The 25,234-nt window shown below is 63.9% G+C and carries 22 protein-coding genes and 1 pseudogene; 11 read left to right on the forward strand and 12 right to left on the reverse strand.

Going from position 1 to position 25,234, the window contains the following annotated elements:
• Positions 1-4: 4 nt before the first annotated feature.
• The 7 genes from QCE73_RS12200 to mpl form a co-directional block, all read right to left on the reverse strand.
• Positions 5-994, reverse strand: a complete 990-nt coding sequence (locus tag QCE73_RS12200; RefSeq protein WP_309881396.1) for a 2-dehydro-3-deoxygalactonokinase — start codon at positions 992-994, stop codon at positions 5-7.
• The gene (locus tag QCE73_RS12205) at positions 991-1,935 is read right to left on the reverse strand and encodes an IclR family transcriptional regulator (protein WP_035507714.1); all 945 of its coding nucleotides are present in this window, start codon (positions 1,933-1,935) and stop codon (positions 991-993) included. Before QCE73_RS12205 ends, QCE73_RS12200 begins: the two co-directional genes overlap by 4 nt.
• 351 nt (positions 1,936-2,286) lie before the next feature.
• Positions 2,287-3,036: a monofunctional biosynthetic peptidoglycan transglycosylase gene (gene mtgA / locus QCE73_RS12210; RefSeq protein ID WP_051627117.1), complete on the reverse strand. Its 750-nt coding sequence runs from the start codon at positions 3,034-3,036 to the stop codon at positions 2,287-2,289.
• Position 3,037: 1 nt separating this feature from the next.
• Positions 3,038-3,880: a shikimate dehydrogenase gene (aroE, locus tag QCE73_RS12215; RefSeq protein WP_309881399.1), complete on the reverse strand. Its 843-nt coding sequence runs from the start codon at positions 3,878-3,880 to the stop codon at positions 3,038-3,040.
• The gene (locus QCE73_RS12220) at positions 3,877-5,931 is read right to left on the reverse strand and encodes an RNB domain-containing ribonuclease (protein WP_309881401.1); all 2,055 of its coding nucleotides are present in this window, start codon (positions 5,929-5,931) and stop codon (positions 3,877-3,879) included. The genes aroE and QCE73_RS12220 overlap by 4 nt, the downstream gene beginning before the upstream one ends.
• A gap of 72 nt (positions 5,932-6,003) precedes the next feature.
• Positions 6,004-6,603, reverse strand: coding sequence for a YqiA/YcfP family alpha/beta fold hydrolase (locus QCE73_RS12225; protein ID WP_309881403.1), 600 nt, complete (start codon positions 6,601-6,603; stop codon positions 6,004-6,006).
• Entirely contained in the window at positions 6,600-7,994 is a 1,395-nt protein-coding gene (gene mpl, locus QCE73_RS12230) for a UDP-N-acetylmuramate:L-alanyl-gamma-D-glutamyl-meso-diaminopimelate ligase (protein ID WP_309881405.1), read from the reverse strand. Before mpl ends, QCE73_RS12225 begins: the two co-directional genes overlap by 4 nt.
• A gap of 191 nt (positions 7,995-8,185) precedes the next feature.
• Here mpl and QCE73_RS12235 point away from each other — a divergent pair, with 191 nt between their 5' ends.
• The 10 genes from QCE73_RS12235 to QCE73_RS12280 all read left to right on the forward strand — a co-directional run bounded on the left by QCE73_RS12235 (position 8,186) and on the right by QCE73_RS12280 (position 16,449).
• A complete protein-coding gene (locus QCE73_RS12235) occupies positions 8,186-8,833 on the forward strand; it encodes a UDP-N-acetylmuramate--alanine ligase (protein ID WP_309881407.1) in 648 nt (215 codons plus the stop codon).
• Positions 8,834-8,851: 18 nt separating this feature from the next.
• Positions 8,852-9,391: a TlpA disulfide reductase family protein gene (locus QCE73_RS12240; protein ID WP_309881408.1), complete on the forward strand. Its 540-nt coding sequence runs from the start codon at positions 8,852-8,854 to the stop codon at positions 9,389-9,391.
• Positions 9,392-9,596: 205 nt separating this feature from the next.
• A complete protein-coding gene (locus QCE73_RS12245) occupies positions 9,597-9,839 on the forward strand; it encodes a hypothetical protein (protein ID WP_309881409.1) in 243 nt (80 codons plus the stop codon).
• Between the two features lie 75 nt (positions 9,840-9,914).
• A complete protein-coding gene (gene accB / locus QCE73_RS12250; RefSeq protein WP_035507736.1) occupies positions 9,915-10,391 on the forward strand; it encodes an acetyl-CoA carboxylase biotin carboxyl carrier protein in 477 nt (158 codons plus the stop codon).
• A gap of 154 nt (positions 10,392-10,545) precedes the next feature.
• Entirely contained in the window at positions 10,546-11,913 is a 1,368-nt protein-coding gene (accC, locus tag QCE73_RS12255; protein ID WP_035507740.1) for an acetyl-CoA carboxylase biotin carboxylase subunit, read from the forward strand.
• A gap of 34 nt (positions 11,914-11,947) precedes the next feature.
• Positions 11,948-12,850 carry a 50S ribosomal protein L11 methyltransferase gene (gene prmA, locus QCE73_RS12260; RefSeq protein ID WP_035507744.1) on the forward strand — a complete coding sequence of 301 codons (903 nt, stop codon included), beginning with the start codon at positions 11,948-11,950 and terminating at the stop codon, positions 12,848-12,850.
• A gap of 49 nt (positions 12,851-12,899) precedes the next feature.
• Entirely contained in the window at positions 12,900-14,267 is a 1,368-nt protein-coding gene (locus QCE73_RS12265) for a DUF3426 domain-containing protein (RefSeq protein ID WP_309881412.1), read from the forward strand.
• A 127-nt stretch (positions 14,268-14,394) separates the two neighbouring features.
• Positions 14,395-14,895: a thiol peroxidase gene (gene tpx / locus QCE73_RS12270; protein WP_035507749.1), complete on the forward strand. Its 501-nt coding sequence runs from the start codon at positions 14,395-14,397 to the stop codon at positions 14,893-14,895.
• 118 nt (positions 14,896-15,013) lie between these two features.
• Positions 15,014-15,952, forward strand: coding sequence for a carbohydrate kinase family protein (locus QCE73_RS12275; protein WP_035507752.1), 939 nt, complete (start codon positions 15,014-15,016; stop codon positions 15,950-15,952).
• A gap of 17 nt (positions 15,953-15,969) precedes the next feature.
• Positions 15,970-16,449, forward strand: coding sequence for a glycine zipper 2TM domain-containing protein (locus tag QCE73_RS12280; RefSeq protein WP_035507755.1), 480 nt, complete (start codon positions 15,970-15,972; stop codon positions 16,447-16,449).
• A gap of 255 nt (positions 16,450-16,704) precedes the next feature.
• On the opposite strand, the gene QCE73_RS12285 is transcribed toward QCE73_RS12280, so the two are convergent.
• The 4 genes and pseudogenes from QCE73_RS12285 to QCE73_RS12300 form a co-directional block, all read right to left on the reverse strand.
• Positions 16,705-17,355, reverse strand: a complete 651-nt coding sequence (locus tag QCE73_RS12285; RefSeq protein ID WP_035507757.1) for a histone H1-like DNA-binding protein — start codon at positions 17,353-17,355, stop codon at positions 16,705-16,707.
• 31 nt (positions 17,356-17,386) lie between these two features.
• Positions 17,387-17,717, reverse strand: a pseudogene (locus QCE73_RS12290) (hypothetical protein).
• Between the two features lie 103 nt (positions 17,718-17,820).
• The gene (locus tag QCE73_RS12295; RefSeq protein ID WP_035507759.1) at positions 17,821-19,053 is read right to left on the reverse strand and encodes a ribonucleotide-diphosphate reductase subunit beta; all 1,233 of its coding nucleotides are present in this window, start codon (positions 19,051-19,053) and stop codon (positions 17,821-17,823) included.
• A 680-nt stretch (positions 19,054-19,733) separates the two neighbouring features.
• Positions 19,734-19,946: a DUF3820 family protein gene (locus QCE73_RS12300; RefSeq protein ID WP_035507762.1), complete on the reverse strand. Its 213-nt coding sequence runs from the start codon at positions 19,944-19,946 to the stop codon at positions 19,734-19,736.
• 122 nt (positions 19,947-20,068) lie between these two features.
• On the opposite strand from QCE73_RS12300, the gene QCE73_RS12305 reads away from it, so the two are divergent.
• Positions 20,069-21,466, forward strand: a complete 1,398-nt coding sequence (locus tag QCE73_RS12305; protein WP_309881415.1) for an MFS transporter — start codon at positions 20,069-20,071, stop codon at positions 21,464-21,466.
• 761 nt (positions 21,467-22,227) lie between these two features.
• On the opposite strand, the gene QCE73_RS12310 is transcribed toward QCE73_RS12305, so the two are convergent.
• Positions 22,228-25,227, reverse strand: a complete 3,000-nt coding sequence (locus tag QCE73_RS12310; protein ID WP_309881417.1) for a ribonucleoside-diphosphate reductase subunit alpha — start codon at positions 25,225-25,227, stop codon at positions 22,228-22,230.
• Positions 25,228-25,234: the final 7 nt, after the last annotated feature.

Consider the following 25,234-nt stretch of genomic DNA (forward strand, 5'->3'; position numbering starts at 1 on the left):
CTTCTCAGGCCGTGCGCACGGGCGCGGCGACGAGCCCGGCACGCGCTGCAATTCGATAAAGGCCGTGCTCGGTGGCCCGCGCGACGGTCGGCGCGTCGTGGCAACCGAAGCGCTCGAGCGCGGCGCGATAGCGGTCGCAAAGCGCGTCGTTGCCGATCAGGCGCAAGGTCTTGCCCGCGAGCGCGGATCGTTCGCGCGTAAGCACTTCGTTGAGGCCGCGCAGTTCGTGGCCGATCAACAGCCCCGACAGATAATCGGGCTGCTGCTCGCCCGTTAGCTGACCGGTGAGGCCGAGCGTGCGCGTGGTGAAGATCGTCGCGAGCACGCCTGCATGACCGGCATCGCGCGCCGTATCGACGCCGCGAATGAACGCTTGTTCGTCGTGCGTCGCGCCCGGCTGCATCGTGCGGCCGAGAATCGAATGATCGCGCAGCGCGGCGAAGGTCTCGCCCGTCATGAAGGTGTAGAAACGCTCGATGCGCTCATCGCTCACGAACGCCCATTTCGCATGCGTGCCCGGCAGGCCGATCAGCGCGCCGCCCGACGTTCCGAGCGACGGCTCGCTCGCCAGCGCGCCGAAAATCTGCGTCTCCTCGCCACGCATCACGTTGGGCAACACGCCGCGCTCCAGCACACCGGGCACGACATGCACGTCGACGCCGCGCGCCGCTTTCACCGTGACGATGCCCGCGACGAGCGCATCCGCGCCCGCCGGCGTTTCGACGTACGGCGCTTCCACCCAGCCCTGCGCGCTGCCGACCATGCCCGCCGCGATCACGGGCAGCGGCGCGGCAAGCGTCGCATGCGCATCGAGCCACGCGCCGCAGGTTTCCTCGAACGCCTGATCGAAGCCGCCCGCGGGCAGATTCATGATGCCGGCCGGCGAAGCGCACGTGTCGAGCACGGCGCCGTCGGCGCCCAGCAGATAGGCGCGCAGCGATGTCGTGCCCCAGTCGAGCGCGATGAGCGCGGGCGTGGAAACGGATGCGTTCATCGCTTGATCCTGCGGGCCGCCAGCGGAGCGCGCCAGCCGAGTTCCTCGGAAATCGCGCGCGCCTCGCGCTGCACGACCGGAATCAGTTCTTCCATGCGTTCATGCGGCATATAGGGAATCGTGCTCGCCACCGACAAGGCCGCGACGATCGCGCCCGACGCATCGCGCACCGGCGCGGCCACGCAGCGGATCGACGCCTCGTTTTCTTCGAGATCGAACGTGAACCCGCCTTGCGAATAACGCGTCATGCGCTGCAGGAAGGTGTCGAAATCGGGACGGTTGTCGGGCTTGAAGCTCGTTTTCGCGAGCACGCGATGCGACGCTTCGAGCAGCTTCTTCCACGCGTTCGATTCGAGGTCGAGCATCATCGCCTTGCCGATGCCCGTCGATGCGAGCGGCATGCGATGCCCGACGCGCGAGCGCATCTCCAGGCCGCGCGTGCCGGGAATCTTGTCGATATAGAGAACGTCGTCGCCGTCGCGCACGCCGAGGTGAATGGTGTCGTGCGTGTGTTCCGCGAGCACCTGCAGATGCGGGCGCGCGACCGCCGTGAGCGGCATCTGTTCGAGCGCGATCGTGCCCAGTTCGATGAGCTTCGGCCCGAGCAGATAGCCGCCCTGCACCTGCCGCAGATAGCGCGCCTGCACGAGCGAACTGACGAGCCGATGCGTCGTGCTGCGCGTCGTGCCGAGCGCCGCGCCGAACGAGCGCAGATCGCGCGCGCCGTTCGCGGCGGCTTCGAGAATCGCGAGGCCGCGCAGGAGCGTCTGGGTGCCGGCCTGCTGCGGCGTGACATCCACGAGCGCGCTCGGCAACGCGATCGCATCGGGATCGGGCGTCTGCTTCGCCCCGTTCGCGCCGTTGCGCTTCACGCTCGGACCGCTCGCGTGCGCGGATTGCGCTTCGGCGGCGTCGGTTTCAGGGTTCTGGAATTTGGTCATGGCGCGGGTCTCGATCACGATGCGCGTCGGCTGACGCTCGCGGGCGTCGCGACGTACAAATCGTGTGAAAGGGTCCGCGAACGCGGACAGGCGATCGAGTGCATCACGTGTCTCCGTTGTTCTAATCGTGCGCGCCGCAGGGTTCCTTCGGTCGTCGCACGCATGTGCCGTTTAGGCTTTGGTCGGATTGTAGTTCGGGCTCTTCGAACTATTCAATATGTGATCGTCATGCTCATATAATGGGAAAAATTTTGAGTGTCGGCGGCAATCCAAAAACAAAAAAGCCCTGATAAATCAGGGCTTTACATTGTTTAGTTTTGCAAACTCTCACTTAATTTCGCAAACCAAAACTCATTGCGGCAGCTCCGCCGCGCCCATTCGGCGCGCGATGACGCGCGAGCGCTGCGACAGATACGGCGCGTTGCGATGATCGTCGAAATACTTGGGCCGAGGCAGCATCACGGCGAGCCGCGCGCTCTGCCCGACCGACAGATTCGCCGCCGACGTCTTGTAGTAATACTGCGCCGCCGCCTGCGCGCCGTACACGCCGTTGCCCCACTCGACCGAATTCAGATAGATCTCGAAGATGCGTTCCTTGTCCATCCAGAATTCGAGCATCCACGTGATGACGAGCTCCTCCGCCTTGCGCACATAGCTCTTCTCGCGCGACAGAAAGAGATTGCGCGCGAGCTGCTGCGAAATGGTCGAACCGCCCGCGACGATTTTTCCGCGCGCCTTGTTCTTCTCCCACGCCTGAAGAATGGCGTCGGTTTCGTAGCCGTTGTTGTTGACGAAGTTGGCATCTTCCGACGCGATGATCGCGCGCTTCAGGTTGCGCGAAATCTGGTCGTAAGGCACCCAGGTGCGCTGCAGCGACACGCCGGGATGCGTCTTCGCGAGCGTCCACGCATCGGAGCGCATGAAGGCCGTCGGGCCGGGATTCACGACTGTCCAGATGCCGATCTGCGCGAAGAAGTAGAGTTGCGTCGCAATGAATGCGATGCCGAGCACCGACACGCCGTACAGAATCCATCGCGCCGGGCCGAGCCGCACCGCCTTGTGCGCGCGTGGCGCGCGGCTCCCGATCGGCGCGGTGGTCATATCAGGCTTTGGCTGCGAGCGTCCGGCGCAATTCGCGCAGCACCGCGCCGCCGTCCGGGCGCACGCCGCGCCAGATGAAGAACGATTCGGCGGCCTGCTCGACCAGCATGCCGAGGCCATCCGATGCGCGCGCGCCGAGCTTCGACGCGTGCTCCATGAAGACGGTCGGTTGCGCGCCGTACATCATGTCGTAGGCGAGCGTGCCCGCGCCGAACGCGCTGTCGTCGCAATCGGGCAAGGCGGCGTCGAGGCTGCCCGCGGTCGCGTTGACGATCACGTCGTAGCGGCCCGTTTCCGCGCTGTCGGCGCCGCCGCCCGCGAAACGCACGCCGCATTCGGCCGCGTTTTGCGCGAACTGCTCGACGAGTTGATGCGCCTTCGCCGCCGTGCGATTGACGATGGTGAGCGCCGCCGGCGCGCGATCGAAGATCGGCAGCACGACGCCGCGTGCCGCGCCGCCCGCGCCGAGCAGCAGAATGCGCGCGCCTTTCAGGCTCACGCCGAGATTCACCTCGATGTCGCGCACGAGGCCGACGCCGTCGGTGTTGTCGCCGCGCACGCCATCGGGACCGAAGGCCAGCGTGTTCACCGCGCCCGCCGCCGCCGCGCGCGGCGACAGCGAATCCGCGAGCGCGTGCGCTTCGAGCTTGAACGGCACCGTGACGTTCATGCCGCGTCCGCCCGACGCGACGAAGTTCTTCACCTCACGCTCGAAGCCATTGAGCGGCCCGAGAATGCGCCCGTATTCGATGGTCTCGCCGGTCTGCTCGGCGAACTTCGCGTGAATCCACGGCGATTTGCTGTGCTCGATCGGATTGCCGATCACCGCGTACTGGTCTTTCATGGCGTCGGTTCCTGCGCGTTGTCCGGCGTTTCCGGTTGTGGCTGCTCCGCCGACGCTTCCGCCTGCGCTTCGGCTTCGCTTTCGGCGGAAAGATCGTCGGTCTCGATGATTTCTTCTTCGGCTTCCTCTTCCTCGACCGGCGCGCTCGCGGACGGCGCATCGATGACATGCAGCAGACGGCAGGACGCTTCGACCGTCAGTTCATCGATCGACACGACTTCCAGCATCAGACGCGTTCCGCGCGCATGCACGCCGAGGCCCGGCACGTGCAGGATCAGCGGAATTTCTTCGAGCCGGACGAGATCGTCCTTGATGACCGACGCCGGAACCTGCTTCCGGTTCTCCTGCTTCAGCCAGCGCAGACACCAGAAATACTCCATGCGGCGCTGATGATCGGCGTACGCGGTGTAGGTGTCGTCGAAGCCCTGCACGACGGCGAAGAGATCCGCGTCCTTCGGCTTGAACGGCGCGGCGAGCTTGGCCGTCACGCCATGCTGCACGCACGCGAGCAGTTGCCATTGATTGACGAGATCGACGTAGCGGCGCAGCGGCGACGTACTCCACGCATATTGCGCGACGCCCAGCCCTTCGTGCGGCGCGGGCGTCGTCTGCATGCGCGTGCGCTTCGGACCGGGACCGCCGAAGCCGCGCTGCGAGCGATAGATGCCCGGCACGCCGTGATCGTCGAGGAATGCGCCCCACGACGAATTCGCGAGAATCGCGAGTTCCGCGACGATCAGATCGAGCGGCGAACCGCGACGGCGCGGCGTGATCGTGATGTGCTCGCCATCGACATAGAAGTTGAAGTCGTTGTTGCGCTGCACTTCGCGCTTGAGACCGTAACTCGCGCGCGCCTGCTGACGCTTTTCGAAGAGCGCCTGCGCGAGCGGCCACAGCACCGCGATGTCGTCCTTGTGCGCGTAATCGCCCGTGCCGGCGGCGAGGCTTTCCTCGGTGACGAACGCATCGAGATGGTTGTGACGCAGGTTGCTCTTCACGAACACGCGTTCGGCGCGCGTTTCCGTCGCGACGATGTCCTGCGTCTCGCGATTCACGATGATGTACAGCGACAGCGCCGGGCGCAGCCCGCCTTCGCCGAGCGTGAACACATCGACGACGTTGTCCGGCAGCATCGTGATCTTGTCGCCAGGCATGTAGACCGTGGAGAGACGCCCGCGCGCGATCGCATCGATCATGTCGCCGCGCGCGATGCCGAGCGCGGGCGCCGCGATGTGGATACCCACGCGCACGCGGCCGTCGGAGAGATGCTGCACGGAGAAGGCGTCGTCGATTTCGGTCGTGGTGACGTCGTCGATGGAAAAGGCTTCGACATTCGCTTCCGGCAGATCTTCCGGCAACGGGCCCGGCTGCACCGACGGAAAGCCGGTGCCATGCGGAAAGTATTCCGACAGAAAGCGCGCTTCGTGCAACGCGCGCGGCGACGCGATGCCGCCGCATTCGAGCATCAGCCGCGCCTGCGAAATGCCGCGCGCGGCGGCGGCCGCTTCGAGCGCCTTGTACTCGATGGAATTCTTGTCGGGTTTCGTGAGCAGGCCGAGCGCCTTTTCCTTCAGCGCGTCGGGCAGCTTGCCCGCCTTCAGGTCGTCTTCGTAGCCCTGCTGCACGAGCGCCTGCTGACGCTTGCGCTCGAGGCCTGCGAGCGCCATCTGCAACTGCTCCTGTGGCGCGCGCTGATACTGGCCGCGTCCCTTGCGCCGGAAATAGACCGGCGCGCCATGCATGCGCAGGACGAGCGCCGCGCGTTCGGTCGGACCGAATTTGTCGCCGAAGTAATCCGCGCCGAGCGCCGCGAACGGAAATTCGTCTTCGGGCGCGCACTCCCACAGAAAGTCGAGATCGATTTCCTGCGCGATGGCGTCGGCTTCCTGCATCAGGTCGCCGGCCGCGGGTTTGTCGAATTCGATCAGCACGTCTTTCGCGCGCACCTTGGCGCGCCGCCCGCCCGGCAACTCGACCTGGAACGCGTCGCCCTGTTTGGACAACACCGATCCGGCCTTGAAACTACCCGATTCCTCGAAGAAAACGTTCACTCAATACTCTCGTAAGACGGTGGACCGGGCCGCGTGATTCGCGCCGGTGGTTGAATTAGTGTGACGCCGTTGTCACGCCGCCGCCGGCGCGACGAGCGGTGGCGGCGCCTGATCGCAAAACGCGATGACATCGGCGAGATAGGCCGGGAAGTCGCTGATCGCGTGATCGCCGCCCTGAATCAGCGTGGTCCGGGCGCCGGGATAGTGGTCGAGCATCGTGCGGTAATCGAGCACTTCGTCGCCCGTCGCCGCGATCAGATAGTAGCGCTCCGGCCGCGTGATCGACTCGATCGCGAGCGCGCGCAGTTCGTCCAGATGGCTCGGCAATACGGTGATGCTGCCGTCGCCGTGCCACAACGGCTGCTCGCCGAGATAGTGGCTCAGATCGCGATCGGGCATCACCGCCGGATTGAGCAGGACGGCGCGCCAGCCGTGTTTCTCGGCGAGATACGTCGCGTAGTAGCCGCCGAGCGAACTGCCGACGACGGTCACATCGCCCGGCTTTTCGTCCGCGACGAGCGATTCCGCCAGCGCGACGGCATCGAACGGCGACACCGGCAGCATCGGGCACTGCCATTCGCCGAGCCGTCCGAGTTCCGCGAGACGCGCGTGCATCACGCGCGCCTTGAAGGATTCGGGCGACGAGCGAAAGCCGTGCAGATAGAGAATCACGAATGTCCTCCCGCGCCACGCGCGGATAGCGCGTCGAGCAGCTTCTGATGGACGCCGCCGAAGCCGCCGTTGCTCATCACGAGCACGTGGTCGCCGGGGCGCGCGGCGGCCGTGACCGCCTTCACCAGAGGTTCGATCTCGTTGAATGCCCGCGCCTTGTCGCCGAGCGGAGACAGCGCCTCGGCGAGATCCCAGCCGAGCTTGTCGCGGCCTTCACGCGCGCCGTAGCCGAATACCAGATCCGCGCTTGCGAGACTCGCGGGCAACTGCGCCTTCATCGTGCCGAGCTTCATCGTGTTGGAGCGCGGCTCCAGCACGGCGAGGATGCGCGCATCGCCGATTCGCGTCCTCAATCCGGCGACGGTGGTGTCGATCGCGGTCGGATGATGCGCGAAGTCGTCGTACACGGTGACGCCGTCCACGCTGCCCTTCACTTCCATGCGCCGCTTGACGTTGCGGAAGCTCGAAAGCGCCTTGACCGATTGCGCCGCCGGCACGCCGACCGAGCGCGCCGCCGCGATCGCCGCGAGCGCGTTCATGCGGTTGTGCTCGCCCTGCACCTGCCAGTCGACGACGCCCTGGCGCTCGCCCTCCCAGTACACGGCGAAATGCTCGTCGATGGGCGCGCCCTGTTCGACGGGCAACGCCTGCCAGCCGCCGTCGACGCCGAAGCGCTCGACGCCCGACCAGCAGCCGCGGGTCAGCACGCGTTCGAGCGCGGCCTCGCGCCCGTTCGTGACGATGCGCCCGACGCCCGGCACGGTGCGAACGAGGTGATGGAATTGCGTTTCGATGGCGGCGAGATCGGGGAAGATATCAGCGTGATCGAATTCGAGGTTGTTGAGTACCGCCGTGCGCGGCCGATAGTGGACGAACTTCGAACGCTTGTCGAAGAACGCGGTGTCGTACTCGTCGGCTTCGATGACGAAGAAGCTCGAATCCGTCAGACGCGCCGAGATGCCGAAGTTGAGCGGCACGCCGCCGATCAGAAAGCCGGGATTCATGCCCGCGTCTTCGAGCAGCCACGCGAGCATGGAACTGGTTGTGGTCTTGCCGTGCGTACCCGCGACGGCGAGCACCCATTTCCCGTTCAGTACGTGCTCGCCGAGCCACTGCGGGCCGGACGTGTACGGCAGGCCGCGATCGAGAATGGCTTCCATCAGCGGATTGCCGCGCGTCACCACATTGCCGATGACGAACAGATCCGGTTCGAGCGCGAGCTGCTCCACGCCGTAACCTTCGATCAACTCGATGCCCTGCGCTTCGAGCTGCGTGCTCATCGGCGGATAAACGCCTGCGTCGCAGCCGGTGACCTTGTGGCCCGCCTCGCGCGCCAGAACAGCCAGTCCGCCCATGAAGGTGCCGCAGATGCCGAGGATGTGGATGTGCATAAACCGTGTCGCGCCGCGCGGGCGATTGAGAAGCAAAAACAGGAACGGCGCCGTTCGTGGGCAAACCCGTGCAGAAAGGCGCCTGAAGGCGCATATTGTAACCGAGCACGCCTGGCGCTCTTTCGCCGGCGCGAGCGTGCCGCACCGAGTCCGCAAAAGGGCCGTCCGAGCTTATCTAGTATCATTCCGGCATGGTTCGCAAATCACATTTCGATCCGCAGCGCGTGCGCGAGGAAATCGCGATTGCCGCCGCGAGAATGATCGCCGAGGACGGGCTCGACTACTCGACCGCCAAGCGCAAGGCTGCGCGGCAGGTCGTCGGGGAGGCGAAGATCGGCGGCGAATTTCTGCCCGATAACGATCAGATCGAAGAGGAAATCCGCGAATATCAGGCCATTTTCCAGAGCGAGAGCCAGCCGATCGTGCTGCGGCGCATGCGCGAAGTCGCGCTCGAATGGATGGAGCGCCTGAAACCCTTCGACCCGTATCTGACGGGCGCGGTGCTCAACGGCACGGCGGGCGAGCATTCGGATGTCCATCTGCAATGCTTCTGCGACAATCCGAAGGAAGTCGCGATCTACCTGCTGAACGCGAACGTGCAGTACGACGTATCCGAGACGCGGCATTTCGCCGGTCGCGGCTATGTCGAGACGCTGAGTTTTCTGCATCGAGTGCGCAACGAGGAGCCGATCGGCTTGCATATCGCGCTCTACGGCACCGATGATCTCCGTGGTGCCGTGCGCGCGGACGGTCGCGGACGCCTGGCACGCGCGAATGTGGCGGCGGTGCGCACGCTGCTCGATCATCCCGATGCCCCGTCGCTGGAAATCGGCGGCTGATCTTTCTTCTGGACGCTCATGAAAAGCACACGCATTCTGGCGGCCCTCGTGGTCGCGGTCGCCGCGACCGTCGGCGGCTTTTACGCGGGTCACGTGTTTACCGGCGGCGATAGCGTCGCCGCGACCCCGGCGAGCGGCAACGCCGTCGAACAGCTATGGAAAGCAACGCCGCCGGGCGCTTCGGGCACGTCCGTGCCGCTCGCGTCGTTCAAGGGCAAGCCGGTCGTCGTCAATTTCTGGGCGTCGTGGTGCGGACCGTGCGTGAAGGAAATGCCCACCCTTTCCGCCATGCAGCGCGACTACGAGAAGAAAGGCATCAAGTTCATCGGACTTGGCGTGGATAGCGAGAAGAACGTCAACGACTTCCTGAAGAAGGTGCAGGTCGCGTATCCCGTCTATGTCACCGGTTTCGGCGGCGCGGATCTTGCGCGTAGCTTCGGCAACAACGCGGGCGGGCTGCCTTTCACGGTGGTGATCGACGCAAAAGGACAGATCCGCTCGACAAAACTGGGCGAGGTCGATCCCGCCGAGCTGAAGCACACGCTCGACAGCCTGTAAAAATTCGCCGCCTGTACGCAGTGAATTGCGCTAAGTAAGCCGTGACTTAGGGTACAGTAAGCCGATCTTGCGGGAAATTCAGTCGGCCGTGCGGCGCAAAACGGTAATTTGTCCCATAGTTTCGGAACGCGCCGCACGGTAAAACTAGACAAAATTCTCTAAACGGCGCTAAAGTGCGCCGAATTCCGCACAACCCGAAGCGACTATGACAACTCTGCCGGTGCCGCGTGGCCACCTCGCCGTCGAGTCCGACATCCGTGAAAACGATGGCGGTCGCCGCAGGGCATTCGCAGGCGTCGTGCGCTGGCAGTTCGGACGCGCACTTCAAAGCGACCACGCCGATGCGTTCGACATGAACGCCCGCGGTGTGCCGACCGATTCCGCCGTCGGCGCTTGCGCGGGAGTGCGTGCGCGCGTCGGCCTGCTGGCCGCGCAGGCTCGCGGCTGAGCAGTTCAGAACACCCACAAATCAAGTCAAGCACCGGGCAACCCCGGTCTCCAAGTATTGAAAGGGGATTTTTCGATGGACCTTCGTAAACTGAAAACGCTGATCGACCTCGTCTCGGAATCCGGCATCTCGGAGCTGGAAGTGACGGAAGGCGAAGGCAAGGTTCGCATCGTCAAGAACGCCGCGCCTGTCTACATGCAGGCGCCGCAACAGTACGCGCCGCAAATGCAGGCGCCGGCCGCGCCGCACTTCGCCGGCGCGGGCGAAGCAGGTGCGCCGGCCGCAGCGGCCGCGCCGGCGGCAGCCGCACCGCAAGGTCACATCGTGACCTCGCCGATGGTCGGCTCGTTCTACCGCGCGCCGTCGCCGGGCGCGGACCCGTTCATCCAGGTCGGCGATACGGTGAAGGAAGGCCAGACCCTGTGCATCATCGAAGCGATGAAGCTCTTGAACGAAATCGAATCGGATAAGGCCGGCGTCGTGAAGGAAATCCTCGTCGAGAACGGACAGGCGGTCGAATACGGCCAGCCGCTCTTCGTGATCGGCGACTGAAGGCGCATCGGGCCGTGCGGCCGATGCGGTCTGCATCGCCGCCGCACAGCTTCACCGCGCCGGCGCGCAGAGCAGCATCGATCCGTCGAGAAGCGCGCCGCCGATTGGATCCCCAAGGGCCGCTCGCGCGAGCCCGTTGATGAGCCGACCCACTATGTTTGAAAAAATTCTCATTGCGAACCGCGGCGAAATCGCGCTTCGCATCCAGCGCGCGTGCCGCGAGCTGGGCGTCAAGACAGTCGTCGTCTACTCGGAAGCCGACAAGGAAGCGAAGTACGTCAGGCTGGCCGACGAAGCCGTGTGCATCGGACCGGCGCCATCCAACCTCTCGTACCTAAACATGCCGGCGCTCATCAGCGCGGCCGAAGTCACCGACGCCGAAGCCATCCATCCCGGCTACGGCTTCCTCTCCGAAAATGCCGATTTCGCCGAGCGCGTCGAGCAATCGGGCTTCACGTTCATCGGTCCGCGTCCCGAGACCATCCGCCTGATGGGCGACAAGGTCACCGCCAAGCAAACGATGATCAAGACCGGCGTGCCGTGCGTGCCGGGTTCGGAAGGCGCGTTGCCCGACGATCCGCGCGAGATCGTGAAGATTGCGCGCACGGTCGGCTACCCCGTCATCATCAAGGCGGCGGGCGGCGGCGGCGGGCGCGGCATGCGCGTGGTGCACACGGAAGCGGCGCTCGTCAACGCGGTCAACATGACGCGCGAGGAAGCGGGCCGCGCCTTCGGCAACCCGCAGGTGTACATGGAGAAGTTCCTCGAGAACCCGCGTCACATCGAGATTCAGGTGCTGTCGGATTCGTTCCGCAACGCGATCTGGCTCGGCGAGCGTGACTGCTCGATGCAGCGCCGTCACCAGAAGGTGATCGAGGAAGCGCCGGCGCCAGGTATCGCGCGGCGTCTCATCGAGCGTATCGGCGACCGCTGCGCCGACGCCTGCAAGAAGATGGGCTATCTCGGCGCGGGCACCTTCGAGTTCCTGTACGAGAACAACGAGTTCTACTTCATCGAGATGAACACGCGCGTTCAGGTCGAGCATCCGGTGACGGAGCTCATCACGAGCGTCGATATCGTCCAGGAACAGATTCGCATCGCGGCGGGCGAAAAGCTGTCGATCCGCCAGAAGGACATCCAGTTCCGCGGCCACGCGATCGAATGCCGCATCAACGCGGAAGATCCGTTCAAGTTCACGCCGTCGCCGGGACGGATCACGTCGTGGCATACGCCGGGCGGCCCGGGCATCCGCGTCGATTCGCATGCGTACGCGAGCTATTTCGTTCCGCCGAACTACGATTCGATGATCGGCAAGCTGATCGCGTACGGCGCGACGCGCGAGCAGGCGATCAACCGCATGCGCATCGCGCTGTCGGAAATGGTCGTGGAAGGCATCTCGACCAATATCCCGCTGCATCGCGAGATGATGATCGACGCGAAGTTCGTCGAAGGCGGCACGAGCATCCACTATCTCGAGAACAAGCTCGCCGCGCGTCAGGCGGCGGTCGCCGAAGAGTCCTGAAGCACAGCGAAGCAAGAGAGCACGAGACACGAGCATGAGTTACCGGGAATTGATCGCCGAGCTGGATCGCGAGCACGCGGAAGCGCTGTCGGACGCGCTGCTTGACGTCGGCGCCTTGTCGGTGTCCGTCGAGGACGCCGACGCCGACACGCCCGACGAGCAGCCGCTCTTCGGCGAGCCGGGGCTCGTGCCCGAGAAGCGTGCGTGGAACCGCTCGCGCGTCGTGGCGTTGCTCGCCGAGGACGCCGATCCCGACGTGCTGCTCGCCGCGGCCGCGAACGAAATCGGCCTGGCGGCGACGCCCTCTTTCACCGTGCGCGACGTCGAGGAACAGGACTGGGTGCGTCTCACGCAGGCGCAGTTCGATCCGATTTCCATCGGCGAGCGTATCTGGGTCGTGCCTTCGTGGCACGACGCGCCCGACCCGAGCGCGCTCGTGCTCGAACTCGATCCGGGGCTCGCATTCGGCACCGGCAGCCATCCGACTACGCGCCTGTGCATGGAATGGCTGGAGCAATCCGTGCGTCCGGGGCAATCGCTGCTCGATTACGGCTGCGGCTCCGGCATCCTCGCGATTCTCGCGAAGAAGTGCGGCGCGGATCCGGTCGTGGGCATCGACATCGATCCTCAGGCAGTCGAGTCGGCGCGTCAGAACAGCGAGCGCAATCGCGCGGACGTGACCTACGGCTTGCCCGACGCGTGTCCCGCCGGCGAATTCGATATCGTCGTCGCGAACATCCTCTCGAATCCGCTCAAGCTGATGGCGTCGATGCTCTCCGCGAAGGTGAAGCCGGGCGGCAGAATCGCGCTGTCGGGCGTGCTCGCGCGGCAGGCCGACGAGGTCGCGGCGGTCTATGCCAAGTGGATCGACATCGGCGTCTGGCGCGAGCACGAAGGCTGGGTATGCCTCGCGGGAACGCGGCGCGAAAGCCTTTAGAATAGCGCCATCTTCCACGAATAGGCCGTCAGGCCAACGGCACTTCTATATGGCGCTGGCAACCCGCTGCCCTCACTGCGAAACCGTGTTCAAGCTGGACCCGCACCTGCTCGCGCCGCACGACGGCCGCGTGCGCTGCGGCCACTGCCAGGAAGTTTTCGACGCCGCGCATCATCGCTTCGAGCTTCCCGATGAGCCGGCTGCGGCAGGTGTCGCTCAGCATGCCGCGATCATCGACGATGATGTCGCCGTCGGCCCCACGACCAGTTCGGGCGCCGGCCCTGCTCCCGATGCGCCGACGCACGTGACGGCCTTGCCCGACCCGCCGCTGAAACCGCGCCCCTTCGCACCGCGCAATCTCGATCTCAACGCAACCGGGCCGGCAAGACATGCCGCTACGCCTTCCCTGCCGGCGGGCGTCAAGTCGTCCGGCGCGGATAGCGAGCGCACGATCTACGGCGATTCCCCCGCGTTCGCGGGTGCCTCGGGGCAAACGCGACCCACGCCACCGCGCACGGAGCCGGCGCAATCCGACGCCGCGAACGAGCCGTCCGCGCTGCCCGGCGAAGCGGGGCGCCTGAAGCAGTTCATCCGCGTGGGCGCGCCGCATGCCGATGCCGCGAATTCCGCGCAAGGCGGCGTCGATGCGCCGCTCGGTGAGCCGCCCGTCGCGCCCGTTGCGCCGTTCGCTCCTGTCGACGATCGCGCCGAGCCGTTCATCGGGCCGGTTCATGAGCAGGACACGCCGCCCGTGCAGCCGACGCCGGAACCGCCCGCGGCACCCGCGTGGCGCGACGACGCGGAACCCGGCTTCGTCGGCAAGAAACCGCCCGCGCCGGTTCGCCGTGTCAGCGCGAACGAAGCGTTTCCGGTCGTCCGCGAATCACGTGAATCGCGCGAGCCACGAGAGTCGCGCGCGCCGGCGCGTGTCGGTTCGGGGAAGGCCATGCGCGTGGTGGGCATCATCGTCGCCGTGCTGCTGGCGTTGCTGTTGCTCGTGCAGCTCGCGTGGTGGCAACGCGAATCCGTGATGGTCTTCGTGCCCGCCTCGCATGCGCTCTATTCGGACGTCTGCGATCAGATCGGCTGCACGATCTCGCCGCCGCGCGACATCGACGGATTGCAGATCGAGAGCTCGGGCCTGCGTCAGGTCGACGGTCCGCACAAGCTCGAACTGAAGCTGTCGCTGCGCAATCGGCTGGATGTCGCGCTTGCGTATCCGGCGCTCGAACTCACACTGCTCGACGACAAGAACAACGTCGCGATCCGTCGCGTGCTCTGGCCGCAAGATTACGCGCGAGCGGGTACGATATTCGCCGTCGGCCTTCCGCCGCAAAGCGCGCAGCCGGTCGTCGTCCGGCTGGATACCGGCGACGCGGTCGCCGCGAATTACCGGGTTCAGGTCTTTTATCCTTGATCACGGCCTTGCGCCGTTCATCACGCGCAAGACTCCGAACCGAGTGCCACACGACGCGCTTGCCTGCCCTCACGGCTCGGCACGCGCGATTTTCCCGTCAGCATCTGACAATTCTCTGGAGCGCAACATGAGTCAAGTTACCCTCGGCGGCAATCCCATCGACGTCAGCGGCACCTTTCCGGGCGCAGGCCAGCAAGCGTCCGAATTCACGCTCGTCGGCGCCGATCTCGGCGACATCAAGCTCGCGAACTTCGCGGGCAAGCGCAAGGTGCTGAACATCGTGCCGAGCCTCGACACGCCGACCTGCGCCACCTCGACGCGCAAGTTCAACGAAGCAGCCGCCGGCCTGAACAACACGGTGGTGGTCGTCGTGTCGGGCGACCTGCCGTTCGCGGCGAAGCGTTTCTGCACGACCGAAGGCATCGAAAATGTCGTGACGGCCTCGACGTTCCGCGGCCACGAGTTCGCGCAAGCCTACGGCGTCGACGTGACGAGCGGCCCGCTCAAGGGCCTGACGGCCCGCGCGGTGGTCGTTCTGGACGAGAACAACAAGGTGCTGCACTCGGAGCTCGTGCCTGAAATCAAGAACGAGCCGAACTACGACGCAGCACTCGCCGCACTGAAGTAATTCTCTCGGCGGACCGCTCCCGACCGGAGCGGTCCGCGCATACGAGGCGCGGTGAAAAGCTCGCCGCGCCTCGTATGCGCATTTTTTTCCTCGGCACCTATTCTTAAGGACGTTCGCCTTGGCTACGCTCATCTGCGGCTCGCTCGCCTACGACAACATCATGACCTTCCAGGGCCGCTTCGGCGACCATATCCTGCCGGATCAGGTGCACATGCTGAACATCAGCTTCCTGGTGCCGACGATGCGGCGCAACTTCGGCGGCTGCGCGGGCAACATCGCGTATGCGCTGAAGCTGCTCGGCGGCGATCCGAAGATCATGGCCACGCTCGGCGCGGCGGATTCGCAGCTCTACGTCGACCGGCTCGACGCGCTGGGTCTGTCGACGGAATACGTGCGCGTGCTGCCCGATCAGCACTCGGCGCAATGCTTCATCACCACCGATCTCGCGAACAACCAGATCACCGCGTTCCACCCCGGCGCGATGATGGAATCGCACCTGAACCGCGCCGATGAAACGCGCGGCATCTCGCTCGGCATCGTCGCCCCCGACGGCGCGCGAGGCATGCGCGAACACGCCGAAGGACTGGCCCGCGCCGGCGTGCCGTTCGTGTTCGATCCGGGTCAGGGACTGCCGATTCTCGACGGTGTCGAACTTTGTCGCATGATTGAACTCGCCACCTACGTGGCGGTCAACGATTACGAAGCCAAGCTGTTGAGCAACAAGACCGGCTGGTCGATCGAAGACATCAAGAGCCGTGTCGATGCCCTCGTCGTCACACGTGGCGAACACGGCGCGCAGATCTATCATGACGATGGCGTGCTCGACGTTCCCTCCGTGAAGGCGCATCAGGTGGTCGATCCGACCGGCTGCGGAGACGCATTCCGCGGCGGCCTGCTGTACGGCATCGAGAACAAGCTTGGCTGGGAGAAAACGGGTCGTCTCGCGAGTCTGATGGGTTCGCTGAAAATCGAACATCAGGGACCGCAAACCTACGCGCCGACGCGCGCCGAAATCGAAGAACGTTTCAAACAGGCTTTCGGAAACAGTCTGTTCTGAGTGATTGGAGTGAAGGAATGAAAACGGTAAGTCGTATCGCGCTGGCAATGGCGCTCGTCGGCTCGGTCGCGCTGACGGGCTGCGCCTACAACAGCAGTTCTTCGGACGTGTACACGGCGTCGCAGGCGCAGCGCGAGGAAACGGTGCGCATGGCCACCGTCGAAAGCGTGCGCGGCGTGAAGATCAGTTCGAACAACGGCCAGCCGACCGGCCTCGGCACGATCGGCGGCGGCGCGCTCGGCGGCGTCGCGGCGGCCAGCGCGATCGGCGGTGGCAATGGCTCGATCATCGCGGGCATCATCGGCGGGCTGGCCGGCGCTGTCGCGGGTAACGCGGTCGAGAACAGCGTCGCGATGAAGAACGGTCTGGAGATCACCGTGCGCCTCGATAACGGCGACATGCGCGCGATCACGCAGACCGCGAACGGCGAAGTCTTCCAGGCGGGCGAGCGGGTGCGTCTGTTGTCGAGCGGCGGCGTCACGCGCGTGACTCACTGAACTCAGTGGCACTGACGCATTCGGCGGACGAATAGCCGCCGCAAGGCGAGCACTTCGTCCGGTATGAGCGCATGTATCGAAAGATGCATGCGCTTTTTCTTTGGCCGCACGAAGCGAGCGGCAGGCGCGCGATGAAATTCGTTCGCCGAAACGAAAAACCCGCCGCCAGATTTCCGGCGACGGGTTCAGGCCGGGTAGGCTTACCCGGACTAAGGGCACAGCGCACTGTGCCTGGGTGTCGCGTACTGCGAGAACTTACGGACGGCTGCCCGTCGGGAACGGCCATGCCGCTGCCGGGTTCAACGCCGTCTTGACCGCAGCGGCCGGAGCCGGAGCAGGCGCCGATACGGTCGTTGCCGTCGTTGCGGGAGCAGCAGCCGTAGTCTTCTTCGCAGCAGCGGCCTTCTTGGCCGGCGCTTTTTTCGCGGGGGCCTTCTTCGCAGCGGGAGCGGCAGCAGGCGCAGGCGCAGCGGCTGCGGTCTTCGCAGCAGCCTTTTTCGCAGGAGCCTTTTTCGCAGCGGCCTTCTTCGCTGCGGCCTTCTTCGCGGGCGCCTTCTTCGCCGCGGCCTTCTTCGCAGGCGCCTTCTTGGCTGCGGCCTTCTTCGCGGCTACCTTCTTGGTCGCGACTTTCTTCGCAGCGGCTTTCTTCGCGGGCGCCTTCTTCGCCGCGACCTTCTTCGCTGCAACCTTCTTCGCCGCTACTTTCTTTGCTGCGACTTTCTTGGTTGCCACTTTCTTTGCTGCAACCTTCTTCGCCGCGACCTTCTTGGCCGCTACTTTCTTCGCTGCAACCTTCTTCACAGCGACCTTCTTGGCGGCAACCTTCTTCGCCGGTGCGGCCTTCTTTGCGGTGACTTTCTTCGCTGCAGCCTTTTTGGCGGCGGGTTTTTTCTTGGCAACTGCCATGGTTTTTCTCCTTCAGGTTTTCAGATGAGAGTCAGTTCAAACTACACCCTTCGTCAAAACCCGCTTCCCACGCGTCGCCTCTCACAGCGCACGCTACGAAGCGGATTATTCATCGGCGTACGCTGATCCCACCTGCTTACGCTAATGAATACGGCAAGGCGCGCCGTGCCCCGAGGCACCGCGCGCCAAATTGAGTCAGCACCGCATCTCCGCGGCGCCGGCCATCGCTTGATCGAGCCAGCGCGCATGCCGCTGGCATTTTCCGGGGGGAAGTTTGCCCATCCCATTGAAGGGATCGCAAAACGCCTGTCTTTCATTCGTGCCGATAATCGGCTCGCCAAGTCAGTAGGCGCACTTTGCATCGGGCGACCGTTCTCCTAAACCTTGTCGATCAGGCGCGCGTGAGCGACACGCTGCTGCCTGACCGTCCCATCGATTTCGTCTGCAACACGTCCTGGATTTTTATTATTCCCAGGTCAGCGCGCCGCCGGTTTGATACTCAATCACGCGTGTCTCGAAGAAGTTGCGTTCCTTCTTCAAGTCGATCATTTCGCTCATCCACGGGAACGGGTTTTCCTCGTTCGGGAAGAGCGGGTCAAGCCCGATCTGCTGGCAACGCCGGTTGCAGATGAAGCGCAGGTAGCTCTTGAACATCGACGCGTTCAGGCCGAGCACCCCGCGCGGCATGGTGTCTTCAGCGTAGCGATATTCGAGCTCCACCGCCTCCTTGAAGAGCTCGCGGATCTCGGCCTTGAATTCGGCGGTCCACAGTTGCGGCTCTTCGAGCTTGATCTGGTTGATGAGGTCGATGCCGAAGTTGCAGTGCATCGACTCGTCGCGGAGGATGTACTGATACTGCTCCGCCGCGCCCGTCATCTTGTTCTGGCGACCCAGCGCCAGAATCTGCGTGAAGCCGACATAGAAGAACAGGCCTTCCATGATGCAGGCGAACACGATCAACGACTTCAGCAATTTCTGGTCCGCTTCCAGCGTGCCGGTGGTGAATGCCGGATCGGTCAGCGTCTGGATGAACGGAATGAGGAACTCGTCCTTGTCGCGAATCGACTTGACTTCGTGATACGCGTTGAAGATCTCGCTTTCATCGAGACCCAGCGATTCGACGATGTACTGATACGCGTGCGTGTGGATCGCCTCTTCGAAGGCCTGGCGCAGCAGGAACTGGCGGCACTCCGGAGCGGTGATGTGACGGTACGTGCCGAGCACGATGTTGTTCGCGGCGAGCGAGTCCGCCGTGACGAAGAAGCCGAGGTTGCGCTTGACGACGCGACGCTCGTCGTCCGAGAGACCGTTCGGGTCTTTCCACAGGGCGATGTCACGGGACATGTTCACTTCCTGCGGCATCCAGTGGTTCGCGCAGCCGGCGAGGTACTTCTCCCACGCCCACTTGTACTTGAACGGCACGAGCTGATTGACGTCGGTCTTGCCGTTGATGATGCGCTTGTCGGCGACATTGACGCGCGCTTCGCTCTGCGCGGCGATCACGCCGGCGGACGGTGCAGCGGCTGCGGGCGGAACGAAGCCATCGGAGAAGATGTTCGTCGAGTTAGCCTGAGCAGTCTGATGGGTAGCTTGATGAGCTTGCGCGAATTGCGCCGTGCCTTGAGCGTTGCGCAACGTGTTCTGTTGCGAAGCGCTCGAGGGAGCTACGGCAGTGGTCTCGTCATCCCAGTTGAGCATAAATTCTCACCATCAATTTAGATCGGTTTGTACCATCTTTTCATGAGCGATAAAAGAGTTTGCTCATGAAAATTCTCGTTTTCATGCGATTTAGATTCGACGTTGCTACCTGCATACAACACTTGGCTCGCAGCCGTGTGTGTGAAGCTCGATGCGGCATCTGTTGAATCGTGTGTGAAGCGGTCCTGATCGAGTGACTTCGAAGGCATCGCAACATGCTTGCGCGTGGCTTCATCGATGTCTTGAAAGCCTTGTCCCACGGCGCTTTGCGGCCGACGTGCGATGCATGATGCGAAGCACTTCGTGTTTTGCTGCGAACATAAGCTCGATGTCGAGTGTGCGATGTCGAACGCATCGAAGCGTGGCTCGCTTCGCTCATCGATCGATGTCTCTCGACGACACTCGATGCGATGCAAAACATGTGTCGAGAAGCGAGCGGCTTGCTACCTTCACTCGCGCTCTTCGATGAGCTTCGATGCTGTTCATCGAACACGCGCCGCGTCACTCGAAACACGCTCGGACAAGTACGTCGAGGCACCTGCTCCTGCCTGCCGCATGCTTCGAATTCGTTGCCGAAGTTTAGCATTTGACGTCTCTTATTTCCACAATATCTTGTGCTTGCAAAACCGGCCGATACAACCTATAGCGTGTTTACGCGACGATCCGTTTCGACGAAAAACTCATCGTCCTCGCAACGGATCGAGCAGCGAGCGCAGGTTGTTATGGTCGATCTCATGCATCAACGCGAGCAGCTTGCCGAGCTTGCCCTCTGGAAAACCCTCACGCGCGAACCACGCGAGATAGTGACCGGGCAGATCCGCGATGAGCCGATCCTTGTACTTGCCATAGGGCATCGTCTGCGTGACGAGACGTTGCAGATCCTGCGGGTCCATCGTTTCTTCACTCCTCGTTGAATGTTCATCGCAGCACGCAACGCGCTTCGATCGCTCAGCGACTGCTCCATATCGGTGCCATAATCGCCGCTCTTGCCGCCAAGAGTTGACCGCGATTCACCATGCCGCTTGCCGTCAAAGCTTTCATTGCCCCTCTCATCGTCGCGTGCGCGATGTTCATGGAAAGCGTCGACGCCAATGTGATCGTCACCGCGATTCCTGAAATGGCGCGTGCCTTCGGACGCGATCCCGTCACGTTGAAAGTCGCCGTCACGAGCTATGTGCTCGGGCTCGGCGTCTTCATACCGATCTGCGGCTGGGTCGCTGACCGCTTCGGCGCACGCGCCGTGTTCCGCGCGGCCATCGGCGTGTTCGTCGTCGGCTCGCTGCTCTGCGCGGCCTCCACGTCGCTCGGCCCGTTCACGGTCGCGCGCTTCATCCAGGGCGTCGGCGGCGCGATGATGGTGCCTGTCGGCCGCATCATCATCTTTCGCTCGGTGCGCCGCTCGGAGTTCATTCGCGCGATGAACTACCTCTCGGTGCCCGCAATGCTCGGACCCGCGGTCGGTCCGTTGCTCGGCGGCTTCATCACGACCTATCTGCACTGGCGCCTGATCTTCTTCATCAACATTCCGATCGGCATCGCTGGCATCTATTTGACCAACCGCTACATCGCCAACTCGCACGAGGACCATCCGGGCCGGCTCGACTGGTTCGGCTTCTTCCTCTCCGCGAGCGCGGGCGTGCTGCTGTTGCTCGGGCTCTCGCTCGTCGGCGGCGAACTGATTCCGCAACGCACTGCATTTGCGATGTGCGTGGCCGGCGCGCTGATGGTCGTGCTGTACTGCATCCACGCGCGCCGCTCGGAGAAGCCGCTGCTCGACTTGCGCTTCTTCCGCGTGCCGACGTTTCAGGCGAGCGTTCTCGGCGGTTCGATGTTTCGCATCGGGCTCGGCGCCGTGCCGTTTCTTCTGCCGCTCGCGCTGCAGGAAGGTCTCGGCATGACCGCGTTCAAGTCCGGCGCGATCACCTGCGCGTCGGCGTTCGGCGGCATGTTCATGCGCTCGCTCGCGTCACGTGTGCTGCATCGCTTCGGCTTCCGTCAGACGCTCTTCTATAACGCGGCGCTGTCGGGCATCGCCATCGCGGCGTGCGGCACGTTCTTCCCCGGCACGCCGACCTGGGTGATCTGGGCTGTCGTGCTGCTCGGCGGCTTCTTCCCCGCGTTGCAGTTCACGAGCCTCAACTCGCTCGCGTATGCGGAGATCGAAACGCGCGATGTCGGGCGCGCGACCAGCCTTGCGAGCTTCGTGCAACAGGTGTCGCTTGGTCTCGGCGTGACCATCGCGGGGATCACGCTGGAACTCTCGCAATATCTGAACGGTCATGCGAGCGTGCAATGGTCCGACTTCTGGCCTGCGTTCGTTGTCGTTGGGTTGTTCTCGTTTCTTTCGATGCCGATTACCGCGCGGCTCGCGCATGATGCCGGGACGGAGATTTCGCGTGGCACGCGGGGGTGAGGGTGTTGGTTCTTTTGCGGTCTTGCTTCTTCCGTTATCTCGCCGCTTGCTCAGTAGCCGCCTCCCCGGCGGAGGGGTCACTTTCTTTGCTGCTGCAAAGAAAGTAACCAAAGAAAGCAGCTATCCCCAGCCTAAGCACTTCACACCGGCCGCGGCACAGACGATTGGCTGAATGGCCCGGCAGTAGCGAGTGCCCCCACAAGCAGACAAGGGCTTGGACCGCGCACGATCTGAACCATCGCGCCACATAACGAACGGGTTCAGCACCAAATAGCTCCGGCCCGCTTCGCGGCCGATGGGTCAATCGGGCGCGCGCGCCTCTTCGGTTTCCCTCGCATACCCAACGGCAGCGCGCAGCGCTGTGCCGAAGCTCTTTCGTGCTGAACCAGCGCCCTAAAACAACTGGCGCGACAGACCGTGCGCGATCCAAGCCCGGATGGGCCTTCGAGGGCGACACTTAGGCGAGGGCCACCGCGGGCTGGCAAGCATGGCCAACGTGCGTGTGACCGCGGGCGTGAACGAGCTGCTTTCTTTGGTTACTTTCTTTGCAGCAGCAAAGAAAGTGACTGCCGCCCCGCACAGGGGCAACGCTAATAGACCGACACGAAACCGGGATCCGGCGAAAACAACAGCGAAAACAACAGCGAAAACAACAGCGAAAACAACACCGAAACCAACGGCGAAAAAAAACCGGCACCGACCACTCCCCTCACGAAGAAGGAAGCACCCGGCACCGGTCCGCAGGGCTGATTCAGCCCGTCTTATTGGCAAGCCTCACATTCGTCGAAGCCAGGATCCCCCGGACGCATCATGCAAACGGGACCATCGGCTTCGGCAGCCGGCGCTGCCTCCACCGCCGCGGCATTAAAGCCACCCGCGTTCGACGCGCCACCCGACACGCCACCGAACCCGCCTTGCGCACCCGATGCGCCCGACCCGCCATCGCCCGACGGCACGGCATTCAGCGCACCGTGCGCCACCGTCGACTTCTCGACGTGCGTCGCCGCCATCGTACGGAGGTAATACGTGGTCTTGAGACCGCGAATCCACGCGAGCTTGTAGACCTCGTCGAGCTTCTTGCCCGACGCGCCCGCCATGTAGATGTTCAGCGACTGCGCCTGATCGATCCACTTCTGACGGCGCGACGCCGCCTCCACCAGCCACTTCGGATCCACTTCGAACGCCGTCGCGTAGATCGCGCGGAGATCCGCCGGAATGCGGTCGATGCGCGAGAGCGTGCCGTCGAAGTACTTCAGATCCGACACCATCACTTCGTCCCACAGGCCGCGCGCCTTCAGGTCACGCACGAGGTAGTCGTTCACGACCGTGAATTCGCCCGACAGATTCGACTTCACGTACAGGTTCTGGAACGTCGGCTCGATGCACGCCGACACGCCGATGATGTTGGAGATCGTCGCCGTCGGCGCAATCGCCACGCAGTTCGAGTTGCGCATGCCGTAGGTCGAGATGCGCGAACGCAGTTGCGCCCAGTCCATCGACTCCGACGAATCCACTTCCACGTAACCGCCGCGCGCGTCCGCCAGCAGCTTCAGCGAATCCTGCGGAAGAATGCCGCGATCCCACAGCGAGCCGCGATACGTCGCGTAACGGCCGCGCTCTTCCGCCAGTTCCGTCGACGCGTAGTACGCGTAGTAGCAGACGGCTTCCATCGAGCGATCCGCGAACTCGACCGCTTCGCCCGACGCATACGGCGTGCGCAGCAGATGCAGGCAGTCCTGGAAGCCCATGATGCCCATGCCGACCGGACGATGCTTCAGGTTCGAGTTACGCGCCTTCGGCACCGCGTAATAGTTGATGTCGATGACGTTGTCGAGCATGCGCATCGCCACGCTGATGGTGCGCTTGAGCTTGGCGTGATCCAGCGCATAGCTGCCGTCGGCCTGCTTCACCATGTGCGCGACGAGGTTCACCGAGCCGAGGTTGCAGACGGCGATTTCCGTCTCGCTCGTGTTCAGCGTGATTTCCGTGCACAGGTTCGACGAATGCACTACGCCGACGTGCTGTTGCGGCGAGCGCACATTGCACGGATCCTTGAACGTGATCCACGGATGGCCCGTCTCGAACAGCATGCCGAGCATCTTGCGCCACAGTTGCGCGGCCGGCAGCTTCTTGAACAGCTTGATCTCGCCGCGTGCGGCTTTCTCTTCGTAAGCCACATAGGCCTTCTCGAAGTCCGCGCCGAACAGATCGTGCAGGTCCGGGCAGGTCGACGGCGAGAACAGCGTCCAGTCGCCGCCTTCGACGACGCGCTTCATGAACAGATCGGGAATCCAGTTCGCCGTGTTCATGTCGTGCGTGCGGCGACGGTCATCGCCCGTGTTCTTGCGCAGTTCGAGGAATTCCTCGATGTCGAGGTGCCACGACTCCAGGTACGCGCACACCGCGCCCTTGCGCTTGCCGCCCTGATTCACCGCGACGGCCGTGTCGTTCACGACCTTCAGGAACGGCACGACGCCCTGCGACTTGCCGTTCGTGCCCTTGATATGCGAGCCAAGCGCGCGCACGCGCGTCCAGTCGTTGCCGAGACCGCCCGCGAACTTCGAGAGCAGCGCGTTTTCCTTCAGCGCTTCGTAGATGCCGTCGAGATCGTCGGCGACGGTCGTCAGATAGCACGACGACAACTGCGAGCGATGCGTGCCCGAGTTGAACAGCGTCGGCGTCGACGACATGAAGTCGAACGACGAAAGCACGTTGTAGAACTCGATCGCACGCGCTTCGCGGTCGATTTCGTTGAGCGACAGGCCCATTGCGACACGCATGAAGAATGCCTGCGGCAGTTCGATGCGCGTGCTTTCGACGTGCAGGAAGTAGCGGTCGTAGAGCGTCTGCAGGCCGAGGTAGCCGAATTGCAGATCGCGGTTCGCGTCGAGCGCAGCGCCGAGGCGCTTCAGGTCGAATTGCTGGAGCTTGTCGTCGAGCAGGCCGGCTTCGACGCCGCGCTTGATGAAGAGCGGGAAGTATTCGGCGTAACGCTCGCCCATTTCGGCTTGCGTCACTTCGTCTTCGAGAATTTCGCGGCGGATCGTGTGCAGCAGGATGCGCGCGGTGACCTGGCTGTACGCCGGGTCCTTTTCGATCATCGTGCGCGCGGCGAGGATGGCCGAGTCATAGACCTGCGACATCGGCACGCCGTCGTACAGGTTCTTCACCGTTTCCGCGACGATCGGCTCGGCGGACACCGCGTCGCCGAGGTTCGCGCATGCGGAGACGATGAGCGCCTTCAGCGCGTCGAGATCGAGCGGGCGCGTGACGCCGTTGTCCGTCACGTTGATCGCGCCTTCGTGCGACTGCGCGTTCTGCGCTTCCGAGCGCTCTTGCGAACGCTGCTGCGTGCGCTTCTCGCGATACAGCACGTACGCCCGCGCGACGTTGTGCTCACCGCCGCGCATCAGCGCGAGCTCGACCTGATCCTGAATGTCTTCGATATGGAACGTGCCGCCATGCGGACGGCTGCGCACGAGCGCGCGCACGACGGCTTGCGTCAGTTGCTCGACGAGTTCGCGCACGCGCGCCGAAACCGCGCCCTGGCCGCCGTTCACGGCGATGAACGCCTTCGTCACGGCGATCGCGATTTTCGTCGGCTCGAACGACACCACGCTTCCGTTGCGACGGATGACCTTGTAGTCGGCATACGTCGTGTTCGGCGCGAGCGCTTGTGCCGCGCCCGTGGCCTGCGCACCGCCCATCGGCTGTGCGGATGCGCCTTCGAATGAAGTCGTGGCGTTGTCGGTGGTTTGCATGTGCAAA

This window comes from Caballeronia sp. LZ029 (assembly GCF_031451275.1).
GTDB classification, from domain to species: domain Bacteria; phylum Pseudomonadota; class Gammaproteobacteria; order Burkholderiales; family Burkholderiaceae; genus Caballeronia; species Caballeronia jiangsuensis.